General features: G+C 73.6%; 13 protein-coding genes. All 13 read left to right on the top strand.

From position 1 onward, the window contains the following. Positions 1-159: 159 nt before the first annotated feature. The 13 genes from QC029_RS23255 to QC029_RS23195 all read left to right on the top strand — a co-directional run bounded on the left by QC029_RS23255 (position 160) and on the right by QC029_RS23195 (position 15,659). Positions 160-1,371 carry a hypothetical protein gene (locus tag QC029_RS23255; RefSeq protein ID WP_279557708.1) on the top strand — a complete coding sequence of 404 codons (1,212 nt, stop codon included), beginning with the start codon at positions 160-162 and terminating at the stop codon, positions 1,369-1,371. Positions 1,372-1,697: 326 nt separating this feature from the next. Further along, positions 1,698-2,375, top strand: coding sequence for a GntR family transcriptional regulator (locus QC029_RS23250; protein WP_279557707.1), 678 nt, complete (start codon positions 1,698-1,700; stop codon positions 2,373-2,375). Next, positions 2,372-3,289 (top strand): dihydrodipicolinate synthase family protein, encoded by a 918-nt coding sequence (locus tag QC029_RS23245; protein ID WP_279557706.1) that lies wholly within the window; start codon positions 2,372-2,374, stop codon positions 3,287-3,289. The genes QC029_RS23250 and QC029_RS23245 overlap by 4 nt, the downstream gene beginning before the upstream one ends. Then, complete coding sequence (araD, locus tag QC029_RS23240; protein WP_279557705.1) at positions 3,286-5,031, top strand: L-arabinonate dehydratase; 1,746 nt, start codon at positions 3,286-3,288, stop codon at positions 5,029-5,031. The genes QC029_RS23245 and araD overlap by 4 nt, the downstream gene beginning before the upstream one ends. A 104-nt stretch (positions 5,032-5,135) precedes the next feature. Further along, entirely contained in the window at positions 5,136-6,092 is a 957-nt protein-coding gene (locus tag QC029_RS23235; RefSeq protein WP_279557704.1) for a carbohydrate ABC transporter permease, read from the top strand. Then, a complete protein-coding gene (locus QC029_RS23230) occupies positions 6,089-6,997 on the top strand; it encodes a carbohydrate ABC transporter permease (RefSeq protein WP_279557703.1) in 909 nt (302 codons plus the stop codon). The genes QC029_RS23235 and QC029_RS23230 overlap by 4 nt, the downstream gene beginning before the upstream one ends. Next, positions 6,997-8,268 (top strand): Gfo/Idh/MocA family protein, encoded by a 1,272-nt coding sequence (locus QC029_RS23225; RefSeq protein ID WP_279557702.1) that lies wholly within the window; start codon positions 6,997-6,999, stop codon positions 8,266-8,268. The genes QC029_RS23230 and QC029_RS23225 overlap by 1 nt, the downstream gene beginning before the upstream one ends. Continuing rightward, positions 8,265-9,143, top strand: a complete 879-nt coding sequence (locus QC029_RS23220; RefSeq protein ID WP_279557701.1) for a PmoA family protein — start codon at positions 8,265-8,267, stop codon at positions 9,141-9,143. The genes QC029_RS23225 and QC029_RS23220 overlap by 4 nt, the downstream gene beginning before the upstream one ends. A gap of 98 nt (positions 9,144-9,241) precedes the next feature. Further along, a complete protein-coding gene (locus QC029_RS23215) occupies positions 9,242-10,735 on the top strand; it encodes a glycoside hydrolase 43 family protein (RefSeq protein WP_279557736.1) in 1,494 nt (497 codons plus the stop codon). A gap of 109 nt (positions 10,736-10,844) precedes the next feature. Then, positions 10,845-12,188 carry a sugar ABC transporter substrate-binding protein gene (locus QC029_RS23210; RefSeq protein WP_279557700.1) on the top strand — a complete coding sequence of 448 codons (1,344 nt, stop codon included), beginning with the start codon at positions 10,845-10,847 and terminating at the stop codon, positions 12,186-12,188. A 107-nt stretch (positions 12,189-12,295) separates the two neighbouring features. Further along, entirely contained in the window at positions 12,296-13,153 is an 858-nt protein-coding gene (locus QC029_RS23205) for a rhamnogalacturonan acetylesterase (RefSeq protein ID WP_279557699.1), read from the top strand. A gap of 113 nt (positions 13,154-13,266) precedes the next feature. Beyond that, on the top strand, positions 13,267-14,583 hold the full coding sequence (locus QC029_RS23200) for a polysaccharide lyase family 1 protein (protein WP_279557698.1): 1,317 nt from the start codon (positions 13,267-13,269) through the stop codon (positions 14,581-14,583). Next, positions 14,580-15,659: a pectinesterase family protein gene (locus QC029_RS23195; protein ID WP_279557697.1), complete on the top strand. Its 1,080-nt coding sequence runs from the start codon at positions 14,580-14,582 to the stop codon at positions 15,657-15,659. The genes QC029_RS23200 and QC029_RS23195 overlap by 4 nt, the downstream gene beginning before the upstream one ends. The last annotated feature ends 89 nt before the right edge of the window (positions 15,660-15,748 follow it).

The following is a 15,748-nucleotide window of genomic DNA, read 5'->3' as shown; positions in this document are numbered from 1 at the left end:
AGACGCGTACCGCGGACGCCATCATGGACGACCGTGGCGGGCCGGAGACCCCTGCCGTCGCCCGCGCCGCTGATCTAACCTTCGCCCGTCCCCTCCCCGTTCGGCCGTTCGTCCGCCCGGCCGGCCCGAACGGCCCCACCAGCCACCAAGGAGCTGCCGATGCGCGCTTCCGCCTTCGTCTACCCCTGGGACGTCGTCGGCGACCCGGACGCCGCCCGCCGGATCGCCGACCTCGGCGTCGAACAGGTCACCCTCGCCTCCGCCTACCACTCCACCCGTGCCCTCACCCCGCGCCACCCACGCCACCGGATCGTCGCCGCCCGGCACTCCGCCGTCTACTACCCGGCGGACCCGGCCCGCTGGGAGGGCCGGAGGCCGCGCCCGTACGCGCAGGAGTGGGTCGAGGGCGACGACCCGTACGGCGAGGCCGCGGCCTCCCTCGCCGACGCCGGGCTGGAGGTGCACTCCTGGGTGATCCTCGCCCACAACACCCGGCTCGGGGCCGAGCACCCCGGCCTGACCGTCCGCAACGCCTACGGCGACCGCTACCCCTGGGCCCCCTGCATCGCGCGCGGGGAGGTGCGCGCCTACGCCGCCTCCCTGGCCGCCGAGGCCGCCGTACGCCCCGGCGCGCGCGGAGTGGAGCTGGAGTCCTGCGGCTGGTACGGACTGGGGCACCTGAGCGCCCACGACAAGACCGGCGGGGTGCGGCTCGGCGGCGCCGGCCAGTACCTGATGTCGCTGTGCTTCTGCCCGGACTGCGAGGCGGGGTACGCCGCGCACGGCGCCGAACCCGAGCGGCTGCGGCGCGCCGTCACCGGCGCCCTGGAGCCGCTGTGGGCGGGGGAGCGGACGGACGCGGCCGGCGGGCGCGCGGAGGAGTGGGAGGAGGTGGGGAAGCTGCTCGGACCGGAGCTCGCCGGTGCCGCGGCGGGGTGGCGCGACCAGGTAGCGAGCGCTTTCCGAAACGAGGTCGTCGGGGCCGTCCGGAAGGCGGCCGAGGCCCAACGGATCGAAGGATTCCGGGTGTTGCTGCACGCCGATCCCGCGCCCCACCGCTGCGGCGCCAACGTCGGCGTGGACCCCGCCGGCGTGCTCGCCCTGGCCGACGGGGTGGTGCTGCCGTGCACCGGGGACGGCGCCGAGCGCGAGGCCGTGCTCACGCCGTTCGGCCCGCACCGCACCCCCTCCACCGTGCTCGCCGCCAACTTCACGGTGGTCGAGGGCATGGGCGGGCGCCCGGCGGCGCTGGCTGAGGACGCCGCGCACGCCCGGGAGCTGGGAGCGGACGAACTGCGGCTCTACCACGCGGGCCTGGCCTCCGACGCGGACCTCGCGGCCGTCCGCGCCGCGCTGGCCGGACTCGGCTGAACCCGGCGGACTCCGACCGGCCTCGACCGGCCTCGACCGGCCTCGACCGCGCCGCCGGGCGGCAGCGCCGCGTGACCGCGGACACTTCCGCCGTCGCGCACGGTAAGCGCTTTCAGGACGGCCCTCGAAAGTTCTGTCAGAACCGTTGACGGAGCCCGGGGGCCGCCCTACTTTCTTCCCACCGCACGTCGTACGCCATACCTCATACGTCATACGCCATACGTCGTATACGAGATGCCGTATGCGCGGTGTGCGCCGCGCCCCCGGGTGCCGTCGCACGCCGTCTTCCGTACGCCCGTCGCCAAGCCGACCTGAGAGCCGCCCGCATGAGAGCCCCACTGACCGGTCTCGCACCGGTACCCGTCCCCTCCAGGACGCAGTACGTCATGGAGCATCTGACCCACGCCATCCTCACCGGCCAGCTCCCGCCCGGGCAGCCCCTGGTGGAGACCGAGCTGGCCGCACGGTTCGGCGTGTCCAAGACCCCGGTCCGCGAGGCGCTGAAGACCCTCGCGGGCCGCGGGCTGGTCGTGATGAGCGAGTACAAGGGCGCCACCGTGCGCACCGTGGACGCCTCGATGGCCCGCTCGGTCTACGACGTGCGGCTGCTGCTGGAGCCGGAGGCGCTGCGCCGCACCGTCGCCACGCAGGCCGACCTGGCCGGGGCCCGGGCCGCGCTGGAGCGGGCCGACGCCGCGGCCGACCGCGCCGACCGCTCCCTGGCCAACCGGGACTTCCACCGCGCCCTGTACCTGCCCTGCGGCAACCCGCTGCTGGCGCGGATGCTCGACGACCTGCGCGACCAGGCGGCGCTGGTGTCCACCGTCGCCTGGGAGGCCGTGCCCTCCTGGGAGCGCGAGGCCGCCGAGCACCGGGAGATCCTCGCCCGCGCCCTGGACGGGGACGCCGACGGCGCGGCCCGGCTGCTGCGCGACCACATCGAGGGATTCGTCCGCCGGGCCTTCCCGGCCATGGAGAACCAGGAAGGTCAGGTCCAGGCATGACGGACTTCTCCCCCCAGCGCGCCGCCCTCGCCGACGTCGTGGCCATCCCGGTCACGCCGTTCGACGAGGAGGGCCGCCTGGACGCCGACACCTACCGGGCCCTGGTCCGCCGGCTGCTGGACGCCGGGATCCGCGCCGTCACCCCCAACGGCAACACCAGCGAGTTCTACTCCCTCACGCCCCAGGAGCGGCGGCTGGAGGTCGAGCTGACCGTGGCCGAGGTGGCGGACGCCGGAGGGGAGGCCGAGGTCGTCGTGGGCGTCGGCCACGACCCGGCCACCGCGGTCGCCGCCGCCGAGCAGGCCCGTGACGCCGGGGCGCGCATGGTGATGGTCCACCAGCCCGTCAACCCCTACGTCTCGCAGGCCGGCTGGGTGGACTACCACCGCGCCATCGCCGAGGCGGTCCCCGACCTGGGCGTCGTGCCCTACCTGCGCAACCCCCTGATCGAGGGCTCCGCGCTCGCCCGGCTCGGCGAGGCGTGCCCCAACGTCATCGGCGTCAAGTACGCCGTCCCCGACGCCGCCCGCTTCGCCGCCGTCGCCCGCGACGCCGGGGCGGACCGCTTCGTGTGGGTGGCCGGACTGGCCGAGCTGTACGCGCCCGCCTACTTCGCCTGCGGCGCCACCGGCTTCACCTCCGGCCTGGTCAACGTCGCCCCGCGGATCTCGGTCGAGATGCTCCGCGCCCTGCGCGCCGGGGACTTCGGCGCCGCGATGGAGGTGTGGGAGAGCATCCGCGCCTTCGAGGACCTGCGCGCCGCGCAGCAGTCGGCCAACAACGTCTCCGTCGTCAAGGAGGCCCTGGCCCAGCTCGGCCTGTGCCGCCGCGACGTCCGCCCGCCGAGCCGGACGCTGCCCGAGGAGCAGCGCGCCGAGGTCGCCGCGATCGTCAAGGGATGGGAGGCGGCATGACCGGGCACCACGGCCCCCGCGCCCGCCGGGCCCCCGAGGAACTCCGCAGCCACCAGTGGTACGGCACCGACGGACTGCGCTCCTTCAGCCACCGCGCCCGCACCCGCCAGCTCGGCTACCTCCCCGAGGAGCACCTGGGCAAGCCGGTGATCGCGATCCTCAACACCTGGTCCGACATCAACCCCTGCCACCAGCACCTGCGCGAGCGCGCCGAGGCCGTCAAGCGCGGGGTGTGGCAGGCCGGCGGCTTCCCTCTGGAGTTCCCCGTCTCCACCCTCTCGGAGACCTTCCAGAAGCCCACCCCCATGCTCTACCGCAACCTGCTCTCCCTGGAGACCGAGGAGCTGCTGCGCTCCTACCCGGTGGACGGCGCGGTGCTGATGGGCGGCTGCGACAAGACCACCCCCGCCCTGCTGATGGGCGCGGCCAGCGCCGACCTGCCCGCCGTCTTCGTCCCCGCCGGGCCCATGCTGCGCGGCCACTGGCGCGGCGAGACCCTCGGCTCGGGCACCGACATGTGGAAGTACTGGGACGACAAGCGCGCCGGCCTCATCGGCGACTGCGAGATGGCCGAGCTGGAGTGCGGCCTGGCCCGCTCGCCCGGCCACTGCATGACGATGGGCACCGCCTCCACCATGACCGGAGCGGCCGAGGCCCTGGGCGTGACCATGCCCGGCGCGTCCTCCATCCCGGCCGTCGACTCCGGGCACTCCCGGATGGCCGCCGCGGCCGGGCGCCGGATCGTGGAGATGGCGTGGGAGGACCGCAGGCTCTCCACCGTCCTGACCCGCGAGGCGTACGAGGACGCCGTCGCCACCGTGTGCGCGCTGGGCGGCTCCACCAACGCCGTCATCCACCTCATCGCCATGGCCGGGCGCTCCGGCATCGACCTCACCCTGGACGACTTCGACCGGATCGCCCGCACCACGCCGGTGCTGGCCAACCTCCGGCCCGGCGGGAAGTACCTGATGGAGGACTTCCACTACGCGGGCGGGATGCCCGGCTTCCTCTCCCGGCTGCAAGGCCACCTCCACCTGGACCGGCCCACCGTCGCCCACGACACCCTGCGCGAGCAGATCGCCGGCGCGCTCGTCCACGACGACGACGTCATCCGCACCGCCGACGACCCGCTCGCCGCCGAGGGCGGCGTCGCCGTCCTGCGCGGCAACCTCGCCCCCGACGGCGCGGTCATCAAGCACATCGCCGCCGAGCGGCACCTGCTCAAGCACACCGGGCCCGCGGTCGTCTTCGACGACTACCGCGCCATGCAGGCCACCATCAACGACCCGGACCTCGGCATCACCGCCGAGAGCGTGCTGGTACTGCGCGGCTCCGGGCCGCTGGGCGGGCCGGGCATGCCGGAGTACGGGATGCTGCCCATCCCCGACCACCTCCTCAAGCAGGGCGTGCGCGACATGGTCCGGCTCTCCGACGCCCGGATGAGCGGCACCAGCTACGGCGCCTGCGTCCTGCACATCGCCCCCGAGTCCCACGTGGGCGGGCCGCTCGCCCTGGTGGAGACCGGCGACCTGATCACCCTCGACGTGGCCGCGCGCACCCTGCGCCTGGAGGTCGACGACGCCGAACTGGAACGTCGGCGCGCCGCCTGGCGCCCGCCGGAGCGGCGCTACGGCCGCGGCTACGGGGCGCTGTACGAGGAGCACATCACCCAGGCGGACACCGGCTGCGACTTCGCCTTCCTCGCCCGCCCCGGCGAGGTCCCCGAACCCTACGCGGGCTGAACCCGCCCGCCGGGCACCGCCCGCACCACCGTCCGAACCACCCGCCGACACGACATCTCGAACGACGTTCGACAGTCATTCGACGACAGAACGGAGCACCGGCAATGGCCCTCACCGCCGTGCCGAAGAAGCGCGCCCTGCCAGGGAGGCCGGGGAAACCGGGGAGCCCGAGGAAGCCCGGGATCACCGGGAAGCGCGGCCTGCCGTACGTACTGATCGCGCCCGCCGGGCTGCTGATGCTGGGCTTCATCGCCTACCCGATGCTCAGCGTCCTCTACTACAGCCTCCAGCACTACAACGTCACCAAGCCCTGGCGGAACGGCTTCGCGGGTCTGGACAACTTCAGGGAGATCTTCTTCGAGGACCCGCTGTTCTGGCAGACCCTCGCCTTCAGCGCCAAGTGGGTCGTCGCCGAGGTCGGCCTCCAGCTCGTCTTCGGCCTGGCGCTCGCGCTGATCGTCAACCAGACGTTCGTCGGCCGCGGCATCGCCCGGGCCCTGGTCTTCTCCCCCTGGGCCGTCTCCGGTGTGCTCACCACCACCATCTGGATCCTGCTGTACAACCCCTCCACCGGGCTGAGCCGCTACCTCGCGGACGCCGGCATCGGCGAGTACGGCACCTCGGTCCTCTCCGACACCGGCACCGTCTTCTGGGCCGCGGTCCTGGCCGAACTGTGGCGCGGCGTCCCCTTCTTCGCGATCCTCATCCTCGCCGACCTGCAGTCCATCTCCCAGGACCTGTACGAGGCGGCCTCGGTGGACGGCGCCAGCCGCTTCCGGCAGTTCTGGCACATCACCCTGCCGCACCTGAAGGACGCGATCATCCTCTCCACCCTGCTGCGCGCGGTGTGGGAGTTCAACAACGTCGACCTGCTCTACACCCTCACCGGCGGCGGGCCGGCGGGCGTGACCACCACGCTCCCGCTCTACGTCGCCAACACCGGCATCGAGGGCCACGACTTCGGCTACGCCTCCGCGCTGACCACCGTGGCCTTCGTGATCCTGCTCTTCTGCTCGATCCTCTACCTGCGCCTGAGCAAGTTCGGAGGCGACGACAAGTGACCGCAGCACTCGTGGAGAAGGGCACCCGCGTGCCCGTCCCGGCCGACGGCGAGACCCCGCCCCCGGCCGAGAGGAGGGCACGGCGCCGGAAGCTCGACGACGGGCCGCCGCGCTGGCAGATCTACCTCCCCCTGGGCATCTACCTGCTCTTCACGCTCATCCCCTTCTACTGGATGCTGCTGTTCGCGGTCCGCCCGAACGGGTCCACCTCGCTGGTGCCCTGGCCGATGACCGGCGAGCACTTCGAGAAGGTCTGGAACGAGCGCAGCTTCGGCACCTACTTCCTCAACAGCACCCAGGTCGGCATCGCCTCGATGGTGATGACGATGGCGGTGGCGCTGGCCGGCGGGTACGCCCTGGCCCGCTTCCGGTTCCGGATGAAGAACGCCTTCATGCTGGCGCTGCTGTGCTCGCAGTTCATCCCCGGCGCGCTGATGCTCGTCCCGCTGTTCGAGACCTTCCGCAACCTCCAGCTCATCAACTCCATGTGGAGCGTGATCATCGCGGAGACGGTCTTCCAGCTGCCGCTGTCGATGATCCTCATCAGCGGCTTCATCAAGAACGTCCCGGAGTCGCTGGAGGAGGCGGCCTGGGTGGACGGCTGCTCCCGGATGCGGGCGTTCCTGGCCATCGTGCTGCCGATGCTGCGCCCCGGACTGATCGCGGTGGGCTCCTTCGCCTTCGTGCACAGCTGGAACCACTTCCTGTTCGCCCTGATGTTCCTCTCCTCGCAGGACAAGCAGACGATCCCGGTCGGCCTCAACACCCTCATCGGATCGGACAGCGTGGACCTCGGCGCGCTCGCCGCGGGCGGCGTGGTCGCCGCCGTGCCCGTGGTGATCATCTTCGCCTTCATCCAGAAGTGGCTGATCACCGGTTTCAGCGCGGGGGCGGTGAAGGGCTGATGACGACCACCGCTTCCTCCGAGCCCGTCCGCACCCCCGTGCCCGTCGTCCTGGCCGGCGCCCGCGGCCACGGCCGCTGGCACCTGGAGAACATCCGCCGCCTCGCGGAGGAGGGCCTGGTCCGCCTGGCCGGGATCTGCGAGCTGGAGCCGCTGGAGGCCGGCGAGCTGGAGGGCCTGGGCGGCCCCGAGCAGTCCGCCGACTTCCCCGCCCTGCTGGAGAGCACCGGCGCGCGGATCGCCGTGATCTGCACCCCGATCCACACCCACGCCGACCTCGCGCTGGCCGCCGCCGAACGCGGCGTGCACATCCTGCTGGAGAAGCCGCCCACGCCCTCGTACGCCGAGTTCGAGCGGCTGGTGAAGGGAGTGCGGGCGGCGGACGTCGCCTGCCAGATCGGCTTCCAGTCGCTGGGCTCGCACGCCGTCACCGCCGTCCGCGACCTGGTCGGCGAGGGCGCGATCGGCGCGGTGCGGGGCATCGGCGCGGCCGGGGCCTGGTCCCGCGACCACGCGTACTGGGCCCGCGCCCCCTGGGCCGGGCGGCGGCGCCTGGACGGCCGGGACGTGGTGGACGGGGTGCTCACCAACCCCCTCGCCCACGCCGTGGCCACCGCGCTGCGCATCGACGGCGGCGACCGCGCCGAGGACGTCGCCGGCATCGAGCTGGAGCTGTACCGCGCCAACGCCATCGAGTCCGACGACACCTCCTGCGTCCGCATCCGCACCGCGCACGGCGACGGGAGGACGGGCGAGATCACCGCCGCCGTGACGCTGTGCGCCGAGCGGCCCGGCGAACCGTACGTCGTCGTCCACGGCGAGAGCGGCCGGATCACCTTCTGGTACAAGCAGGACCGCCTGCGGCTGGAGCGCGACGGGCAGGCGCCCGAGACCACCGAGCACGCCCGCACCGACCTGCTGCGCAACCTCGTGGCCCACCTCGCCGACGGCGAGGAGCTGCTGGTGCCGCCCGAGCGCACCGGCGCCTTCATGCGGCTGGTGGAGGCCGTCCGCACCGCCCCCGAGCCGCGCCCGCTGCCCGCCGGCGCCTGGCGCACCGAGCCCGGCGCGGGCGGCGACGGCTCCGCCCGGCGGATCGTCGCCGGCATCGACGACCTGGTCGCGGCGGGGGCGGAGGAACTGGCCCTGTACTCCGAGCTGTCCGACGGCTCCGGCCCGCGCGCCCCCTGGGCAGCGCCCGTGAAGGTGCCCGTGACGGCGCCCGTGAAGGTGCCCGCGGCGGAGTCCGCGGTGAAGGGGGCCGGGGCATGACCGAGTCGCACACCGGCACCGCCGGGACCGCCGGCACCGCCGAACTGCGCTGCGGCGGACGGCTCGTGGCCCGCTACGAGTACCGGCCGCGCCTGGCCGGACGCGAGTCGCCGCGCCCGTACCTCCACCCCGTCCGCACCCTGGGCGGCACCGTCGTCACCGAGCTGCGGCCCGCCGACCACGTGCACCACCTCGGGGTGAGCGTGGCGGTCCCGGACGTCTCCGGCGCCAACTTCTGGGGAGGACGCACCTTCGTCCGCGACCGGGGACCGGCCGAGCTGGACAACCACGGATGCCAGCGCCACCTGGGCTGGCCGGACCGCCGGGAGGACGGTTTCACCGAGGAGATCGCCTGGCAGCGGGGCGAGCGGCGGCTGCTGACCGAGCGCCGCACCGTCACCGCCCGGGAGCTGGAGGACGGCTGCTGGGCGCTGGACCTCACCACCGAACTCACCAACGTCTGCGGGGAGGAGCTCTCGGTGGGCAGCCCGGCCACCAACGGGCGTCCCGGCGCCGGCTACGGCGGCTTCTTCTGGCGCCCGCCGATCGGGGCCCGCCCGCCGGAGGTGTTCACCGACCGGGCCGAGGGCGAGGAGGCGGTGCACGGCTCGCGGGCGCCCTGGCTGGCCATGGCGACCGACACCTGGACGCTGGTCTTCGCCGGGGCCACCGAGGAGACCCGCCGCGACCGGTGGTTCGTACGCGCCGCCGAGTACCCGGGCGTGGGCTCCGCGCTGGCCTGGGACCGCAGACTGCCGCTGCCCGCCGGGCGGCCGGTCGTCCGGCGCGTGGTCACCGGCGTCGCCGACGGGCGGCTGGACCGGGCCGCCGCCGCCCGGATCGCCGCCCGGCTCACCGAGGAGGCGATCGCGTGACGGCCCCTTCCCGGACCGCGACGGCCCCCGCGGCCCCTTCCCGGGCCGCGACGGCCCCCGCGGCCCCTGCCGCCGCCGAGCGGACGTACCGCAACCCGGTGCTGGACGCCGACTGGTCCGACCCCGACGTCGTCCGCGTCGGCGACGACTACTACCTGACCGCCTCCAGCTTCGGCCGCGCCCCCGGCCTGCCGATCCTCCACTCCCGCGACCTGGTGAACTGGCGGATCATCGGCCACGCCCTGGAGCGGCTGGAGCCGGAGCAGGCGTTCGCCGCGCCGCGCCACGACTGCGGGGTGTGGGCGCCCTCCATCCGCCACCACGCCGGCCGCTTCTGGATCTTCTGGGGCGACCCCGACCACGGCGTCTACCAGATCAGCGCCGAGGACGTCCGGGGCCCGTGGAGCAGACCGCACCTGCTCAAGGCGGGCCGCGGACTGATCGACCCCTGCCCGCTGTGGGACTCCGACGGCCGCGCCTACCTGGTGCACGCCTGGGCGAAGTCCCGCTCGGGGATCAAGAACCGGCTGACCGGCCACCGGATGAGCCCCGACGGCCGTGAGCTGCTCGACGAGGGGCGGACGGTCGTCGACGGCGACGCGCTGCCCGGCTGGTTCACCCTGGAGGGCCCCAAGCTCTACCGGCACGACGGCTGGTACTGGATCTTCGCTCCGGCCGGGGGGGTGGAGACCGGCTGGCAGGGCGCGTTCCGCTCACGGGACCCCTTCGGGCCCTACGAGGAGCGCATCGTGCTCGCCCAGGGCGGCACGGACGTCAACGGTCCGCACCAGGGCGCGTGGGTGCGGGCGGCCGACGGCTCCGACTGGTTCCTGCACTTCCAGCAGCGCGGCGCGTACGGGCGGGTGGTGCACCTCCAGCCGATGCGCTGGACCGACGGGAGCCGGGGCGAGGAAGCCGGCTGGCCGGTGATCGGCGACGACGGCGAACCCGTCGCCGTCCACACCGTCCCCGCCGTCCCCGCCGAGAGCCCGGCGGCCCCCGCCACCGACGACGACTTCCCCGGCGGGCGCTTCGGCCACCAGTGGTCCTGGACCGCCAACCCGGGGCAGGGCTGGACGGTGGCCCACTCCGGCGACGGGCTGTGGCTGGCCTGCCGCCGCACCGCCGACGGCCACGACCTGCGCCGGCTGCCGAACGTGCTGGTCCAGCGGATGCCCGGCCGCCCGTGCGCGGTCGAGGTCGAGCTGCGGCTGGACGGCGCGCGGACCGGCGCCAAGGCCGGACTGGCGGTCCTGGGCGACGCGTTCGCCTGGATCGGCCTGGAGCGGGACGCCTCCGGAACCCGTCTGGTGCACCGCTTCGCCGAGCCCGCCGCCGATCGCGAGCGGGACGCCGCACACCCCCGGCCCGCACCGGACGGCCGCGCGCGCCTGCGCGTCGAACTCCTCCCCGGAGCCCGCTGCCTGTTCTCGGCGAGCACCGGGGACGACACCGGATTCATCCCCTCCGGCCCGCCCTTCGCCGCCACCCCCTGGCGCTGGGTCGGCGCCCAGCTCGGCCTGTTCGCCACCGCTCCCGAAGGCGGCGGACCGGCCGGAACGGCGGCCTTCACCCGGTTCCGCTCCACCTGAGCCGGCCCACCGGACACCACCGCATACCACTGCACACCCCGGGACACCGCACACCCGCACCCCACGAACACCCACGCGGAAACGCACGATCCAGGAAAGAGACTCGACGATGAGTGGAAACAAGAGCCGCAGATCCCGTGCCCGCTCCCTGCTGGCCCTGGGCATCAGCGCGTCCCTCGCCCTGACCGCCACCGCCTGCGGCGACTCGGGCACCGAGACGGGCAGCGAGGGCGAGGGCAAGGGGAAGATCGTCTTCTGGGACAACAACGGCGGTGTGCGCACCGATGTCTGGAAGAAGATCATCACCGAGTTCGAGAAGGAGAACCCGGACATCGACGTCGAGTACGTCGGCATACCCATCGCCGACGTGCAGTCCAAGTACGACACGGCCATCCAGGGCGGCGGCGACAGCCTGCCGGACGTCGGCATGGTCGGCACCGCCTACCTCGCCAACATGGTCGCCCAGGGGGCGCTGGACCCGGTCGGCGAGCGGATCGAGGACGGCCCGCTGAAGGGCAAGCTGGTCAAGGGCATGGTCGACAGCGTCAGGGCCGCCGGCGGCGAGGAGGACCTGTTCACCGTCCCGACCTCCGCCAACCAGGGCGTGCTGTGGTACCGCACGGACATGTTCGACAAGGCCGGTCTGGAGCCCCCCGCCACCTGGGAGAACTTCTACCGGGCCGCCGAGGAGCTGACCGACAGGAAGAAGAACCGGTTCGGCTTCACCATCCGGGGCGGCGCGGGCTCCGTCGCCCAGGCCCTGGAGATGATGTACGCCCAGTCCGGCATCGAGAACTTCTGGAACGGCGACAAGACCACCGTCAACGACCCGAAGAACGTCGAGGCCCTGGAGAAGTACGTCGGCCTCTACAACAAGTACACGCCCAAGGCCGACCTGAACAACGACTTCACCAAGATGGTCGCCACCTTCACCGGCGGCGAGGTCGGGATGCTCCAGCACAACCTGGGCTCCTACACCGACCACGTGAAGGCGTTCGGCGAGGACGGCGTCGACGGGCTGCCGATGCCGCCCTCCTCCGAGGGCGGTCCGCGCACCCTGGTCTCCAACCCGGTCGACGGGATGGGGCTGTTCAAGTCGAGCGGGAACAAGGCCGCGGCCTGGAAGTTCATCGAGTTCGCCGCGTCCGCCGAGATGAACAGCCTCTGGAACGAGTCCGCGGGCGCCATCCCGGCCCACACCGACGCCGCGGACGACGAGTGGATCAACGAGGCCAAGCCCACCAAGGCGGCCATGGAGTCGCTCGACGACCCGAGCACCAAGATCGTCCAGCTCCCGTACTACCTGCCGGACTGGAACGGCATCAGCAAGGCCGACACCGAGCCCAACTTCCAGAAGCTGCTGCTGGGCCAGATGACGGCCAAGGAGTTCGCCGACGACCTGGCGGAGCGGCTCAATGAGGCGCAGGCCGAGTGGAGCGAGCAGAAGGGCTGACGGCCCCGGCGCGGCGGGGCGGTCGCACCGCCCCGCCGCGCACCGCCCCCGCCTCCCGCCCGCATCCGGTACCACCGAGCCGATCGACCGAGCCAAGGGGTATCCCCGTGCCCGTCACCCGCCGCCACGCGGCCGCGGCGCTCGCCGCGCTCCCGCTCACCCTCGCCGCCACCGGCACCGCACACGCCGCCACCGCACGCACCGGCGCCGCTCCCGCCCGCGGCCCCGGCCGCCCCCGGCACGGGGGCACCGTGTACATCGCCGGCGACTCCACCGCCGCGCCCAAGACCGCCACCGCCGCCCCCGAGGCAGGCTGGGGCACGGCCCTGCCGGCCTTCCTGGGCCACGGCTGGACGGTCGCCAACCACGCCGTCAACGGCCGCAGTTCCAAGAGCTTCCACGACGAGGGCCGCCTGGCCCCGATCCTGGAGGCGATCCGCCCCGGCGACCTGCTGCTGGTCCAGTTCGGCCACAACGACGAGAAGACGGGCGACCCGGCCCGCGGCACCGACCCGTACACCACCTACCAGGACTACCTGCGCCGGTACGTCGACGGCGCCCGCGCCCGCGGCGCGCTTCCCGTGCTGCTCACCCCCGTCGAGCGGCGCCGCTTCGGCGCGGACGGGCGGGCGAGGCCCACCCACGGCGAGTACCCCGAGGCGATGCGGGCGCTGGCCGCCGCCGAGGGCGTGCCGCTGGTCGACGTCCAGGCCGCGAGCCTCGCCGAGTGGGACCGGCTGGGTCCCGACGGCACCCTGGAGCTCTTCCTCCACCTCGCCCCCGGCGAGCACCCGAACCATCCCGGCGGCAAGCAGGACAACACGCACTTCCGGCCGCGCGGGGCCATCGAGGTCGCCCGGATGGCGGCCCGGGGCCTGAAGGAGCGGCGGCTGCCGCATCCGGGCGCGATCCGGCGGCTGGACGACGCCGTCCCGGAGAGCGTGATCACCTGGACGGCCGGCTGACGCACCGCGGCCGTCCGGCCCCCGCACCCCGTCACCACCGTCGCCGTCCCCGTCACCACCGAAACGAGACCGAAGGAGCCGCAGTGCAGAGAAAAGTGTGCCAAGCGCGTGTCATGGCCCTGGCAGGATGCGCCTCTCTGGCCCTGGCCGCCCTCGCCGTACCCGCCCAGGCCGCACCGCGCCTCGGCGGGGACCCCGCCCGCGCCGTGCTGCCGGAGAACGACGGCTGGGCCGCCGCCGAGGGCGGCACCACCGGCGGCGCCGCCGCCGACGCCGATCACGTCTTCACCGTCACCAACCGCGCCGAGCTGGCCGCGGCGCTGAACGGCGGCGACGACACCCCCAAGATCATCAAGGTCAAGGGCACGATCCACGGCAACGCCGACGACCAGGGCAACCCGCTGACCTGCGAGGACTACCAGCGCGACGGCTACACCCTGGAGAAGTACCTCCAGGCGTACGACCCCGCCGTCTGGGGCGACGCCGAGCCCTCGGGCCCGCTGGAGGACGCCCGCGCCGCCTCGGCGGCCGAGCAGAACAAGCGAGTCAAGCTCGCCGTCGGCTCCAACACCACCATCGTCGGCGTGGGCCGCGACGCCACCGTCCTCGGCGCCAGCCTCCAGATCCGGGGCGTGGAGAACGTCATCGTCCGCAACATCACCTTCGAGGACACCTACGACTGCTTCCCGCAGTGGGACCCCACCGACGGCGAGAACGGGGCCTGGAACTCCGAGTACGACAACGTCGTGGTCTACGGCTCCCGCCACGTCTGGCTGGACCACAACACCTTCACCGACGGCCGCCGCCCCGACAGCGAGCAGCCCCGCTACTTCGGGCAGCTCTTCCAGCAGCACGACGGCCTGCTCGACATCGTGCGCGGCGCCGACCTGGTGACCGTGAGCTGGAACGTCTTCACCGAGCACGACAAGACCATCCTGCTGGGCAACAGCGACTCCGCCACCGCCGACGACCGCGGCAAACTGCGCACCACCTTCCACCACAACCTCTTCGAGGACGTCAACGAGCGCGCCCCGCGCGTGCGCTTCGGCAAGGTGGACGCCTACAACAACCACTTCAAGCAGAACGAGGGCGCCAAGTACGGCTACACCTGGGGCATCGGCAAGGAGGCCGCGCTCGTCGCCGAGCACAACGCCTTCACCCTTCACAAGGGCCTGACCCCGGCCGACACCATCCGCCAGTGGACCCCCGGCACCTCCATGACGGAGCGCGACAACTGGGTCAACCGCCGGCACGTCGACCTGCTGGCCGCCCACAACGCCGCCAACCCCGACCGCCTCCTCGGCGACGACGCGGGCTGGACCCCGACCCTGCGCACCCGCGTCCACCACCCGCTGGCCGTCCCGTACCTGGTGGACCGGCACGCCGGGGCCGGAAAGCTCAAGGTCAAGGACGGAAAGGACCGCATGTGAGCACCACCCGCCGCGGCGCCCTCCTCGCCGGAGCCGGCGCCGCCCTCTCCCTGGCCCTGGCGGGCCGGGCCCACGCGGACCCCGCGGACCGGCACGCCGGCCCCCGGCTGAGGGTCGCGCCGGACGGCAGCGGCGACTTCACCACCGTGCAGGCGGCCGTCGACGCCGTCCCCGACCGCCCCGGGACGCCCTGGACCATCGTCCTGGCCCCCGGCGTCTACCGCGAGACGGTGCAGATCCCGGAGAGCAAGACCGGGCTGACCCTGCTGGGTGGCACGGGCGACCCGCGCGACACCGTGATCGTCCACGACAACGCCGCGGGCACCCCCAGGCCCGACGGGTCCGGCACGTACGGCACCTCCGGCAGCGCCACCGTCACCGCCCGGCCCGACGGCTTCACCGCCCGCCGGATCACCTTCGCCAACGACTGGCTGCGCGCCGACCACCCGGAGATCACCGGCGGCACCCAGGCGGTGGCGATCAAGGTGATGGGCGACCGCTCGCTGTTCGACCGCTGCCGCTTCCTCGGCCACCAGGACACCCTGTACGCCGACACGCGGCACGCCTCGCTCACCGCGCGGCAGTTCTTCCACCGCTGCTACGCCGAGGGCGACGTGGACTTCGTCTTCGGCCGGGCGACCGCCGTCTTCCACGGCTGCGAACTGCGCACCCTCGACCGGGACGCGGACTTCCGGCCGTACGGGTTCGTCTTCGCGCCGTCGACGGCCGGAGGCACCCGGTATGGCTACCTCGCCCACCGCTGCCGCCTCACCACCACCGCCCCGGACGGCGCGTACAAGCTGGCCCGTCCGTGGGTGCCCAGCAGCGATCCGACCGCCCGTCCGAGCCTGGTGGTGCGCGACAGCCTGCTCGGCGCCGGCATCGACGCGCGGGCGCCGTACGCGAACATGCGCGAGCAGTACCCCTGGCAGGGCTTCTTCTTCCGGGAGCACGCCAACCGCGGGCCGGGCGCGGCCGTCACCGATCCCGCCGAGCGTCCGCGGCTCACCGCCGCCGAGGCGGCCGAGCACACCCCGGCGGCCTACCTCGGCGACTGGCGTCCCGCCGTCCGCTGACCGGCGTCGCCCGGGGGCCCGGCGCCCGTCGGCGGGCCCCCGCCCCGGCTCGGCCCGGTGGGCCGGCTCCGGGGGAGGCAGCCGCCCCC

It is taken from the genome of Streptomyces sp. DH37 (assembly GCF_029813835.1).
GTDB lineage: Bacteria > Actinomycetota > Actinomycetes > Streptomycetales > Streptomycetaceae > Streptomyces.
The sequence above is the reverse complement of the archived record's forward strand: the minus strand, read 5'-3'. Positions and strand labels throughout refer to the sequence as shown.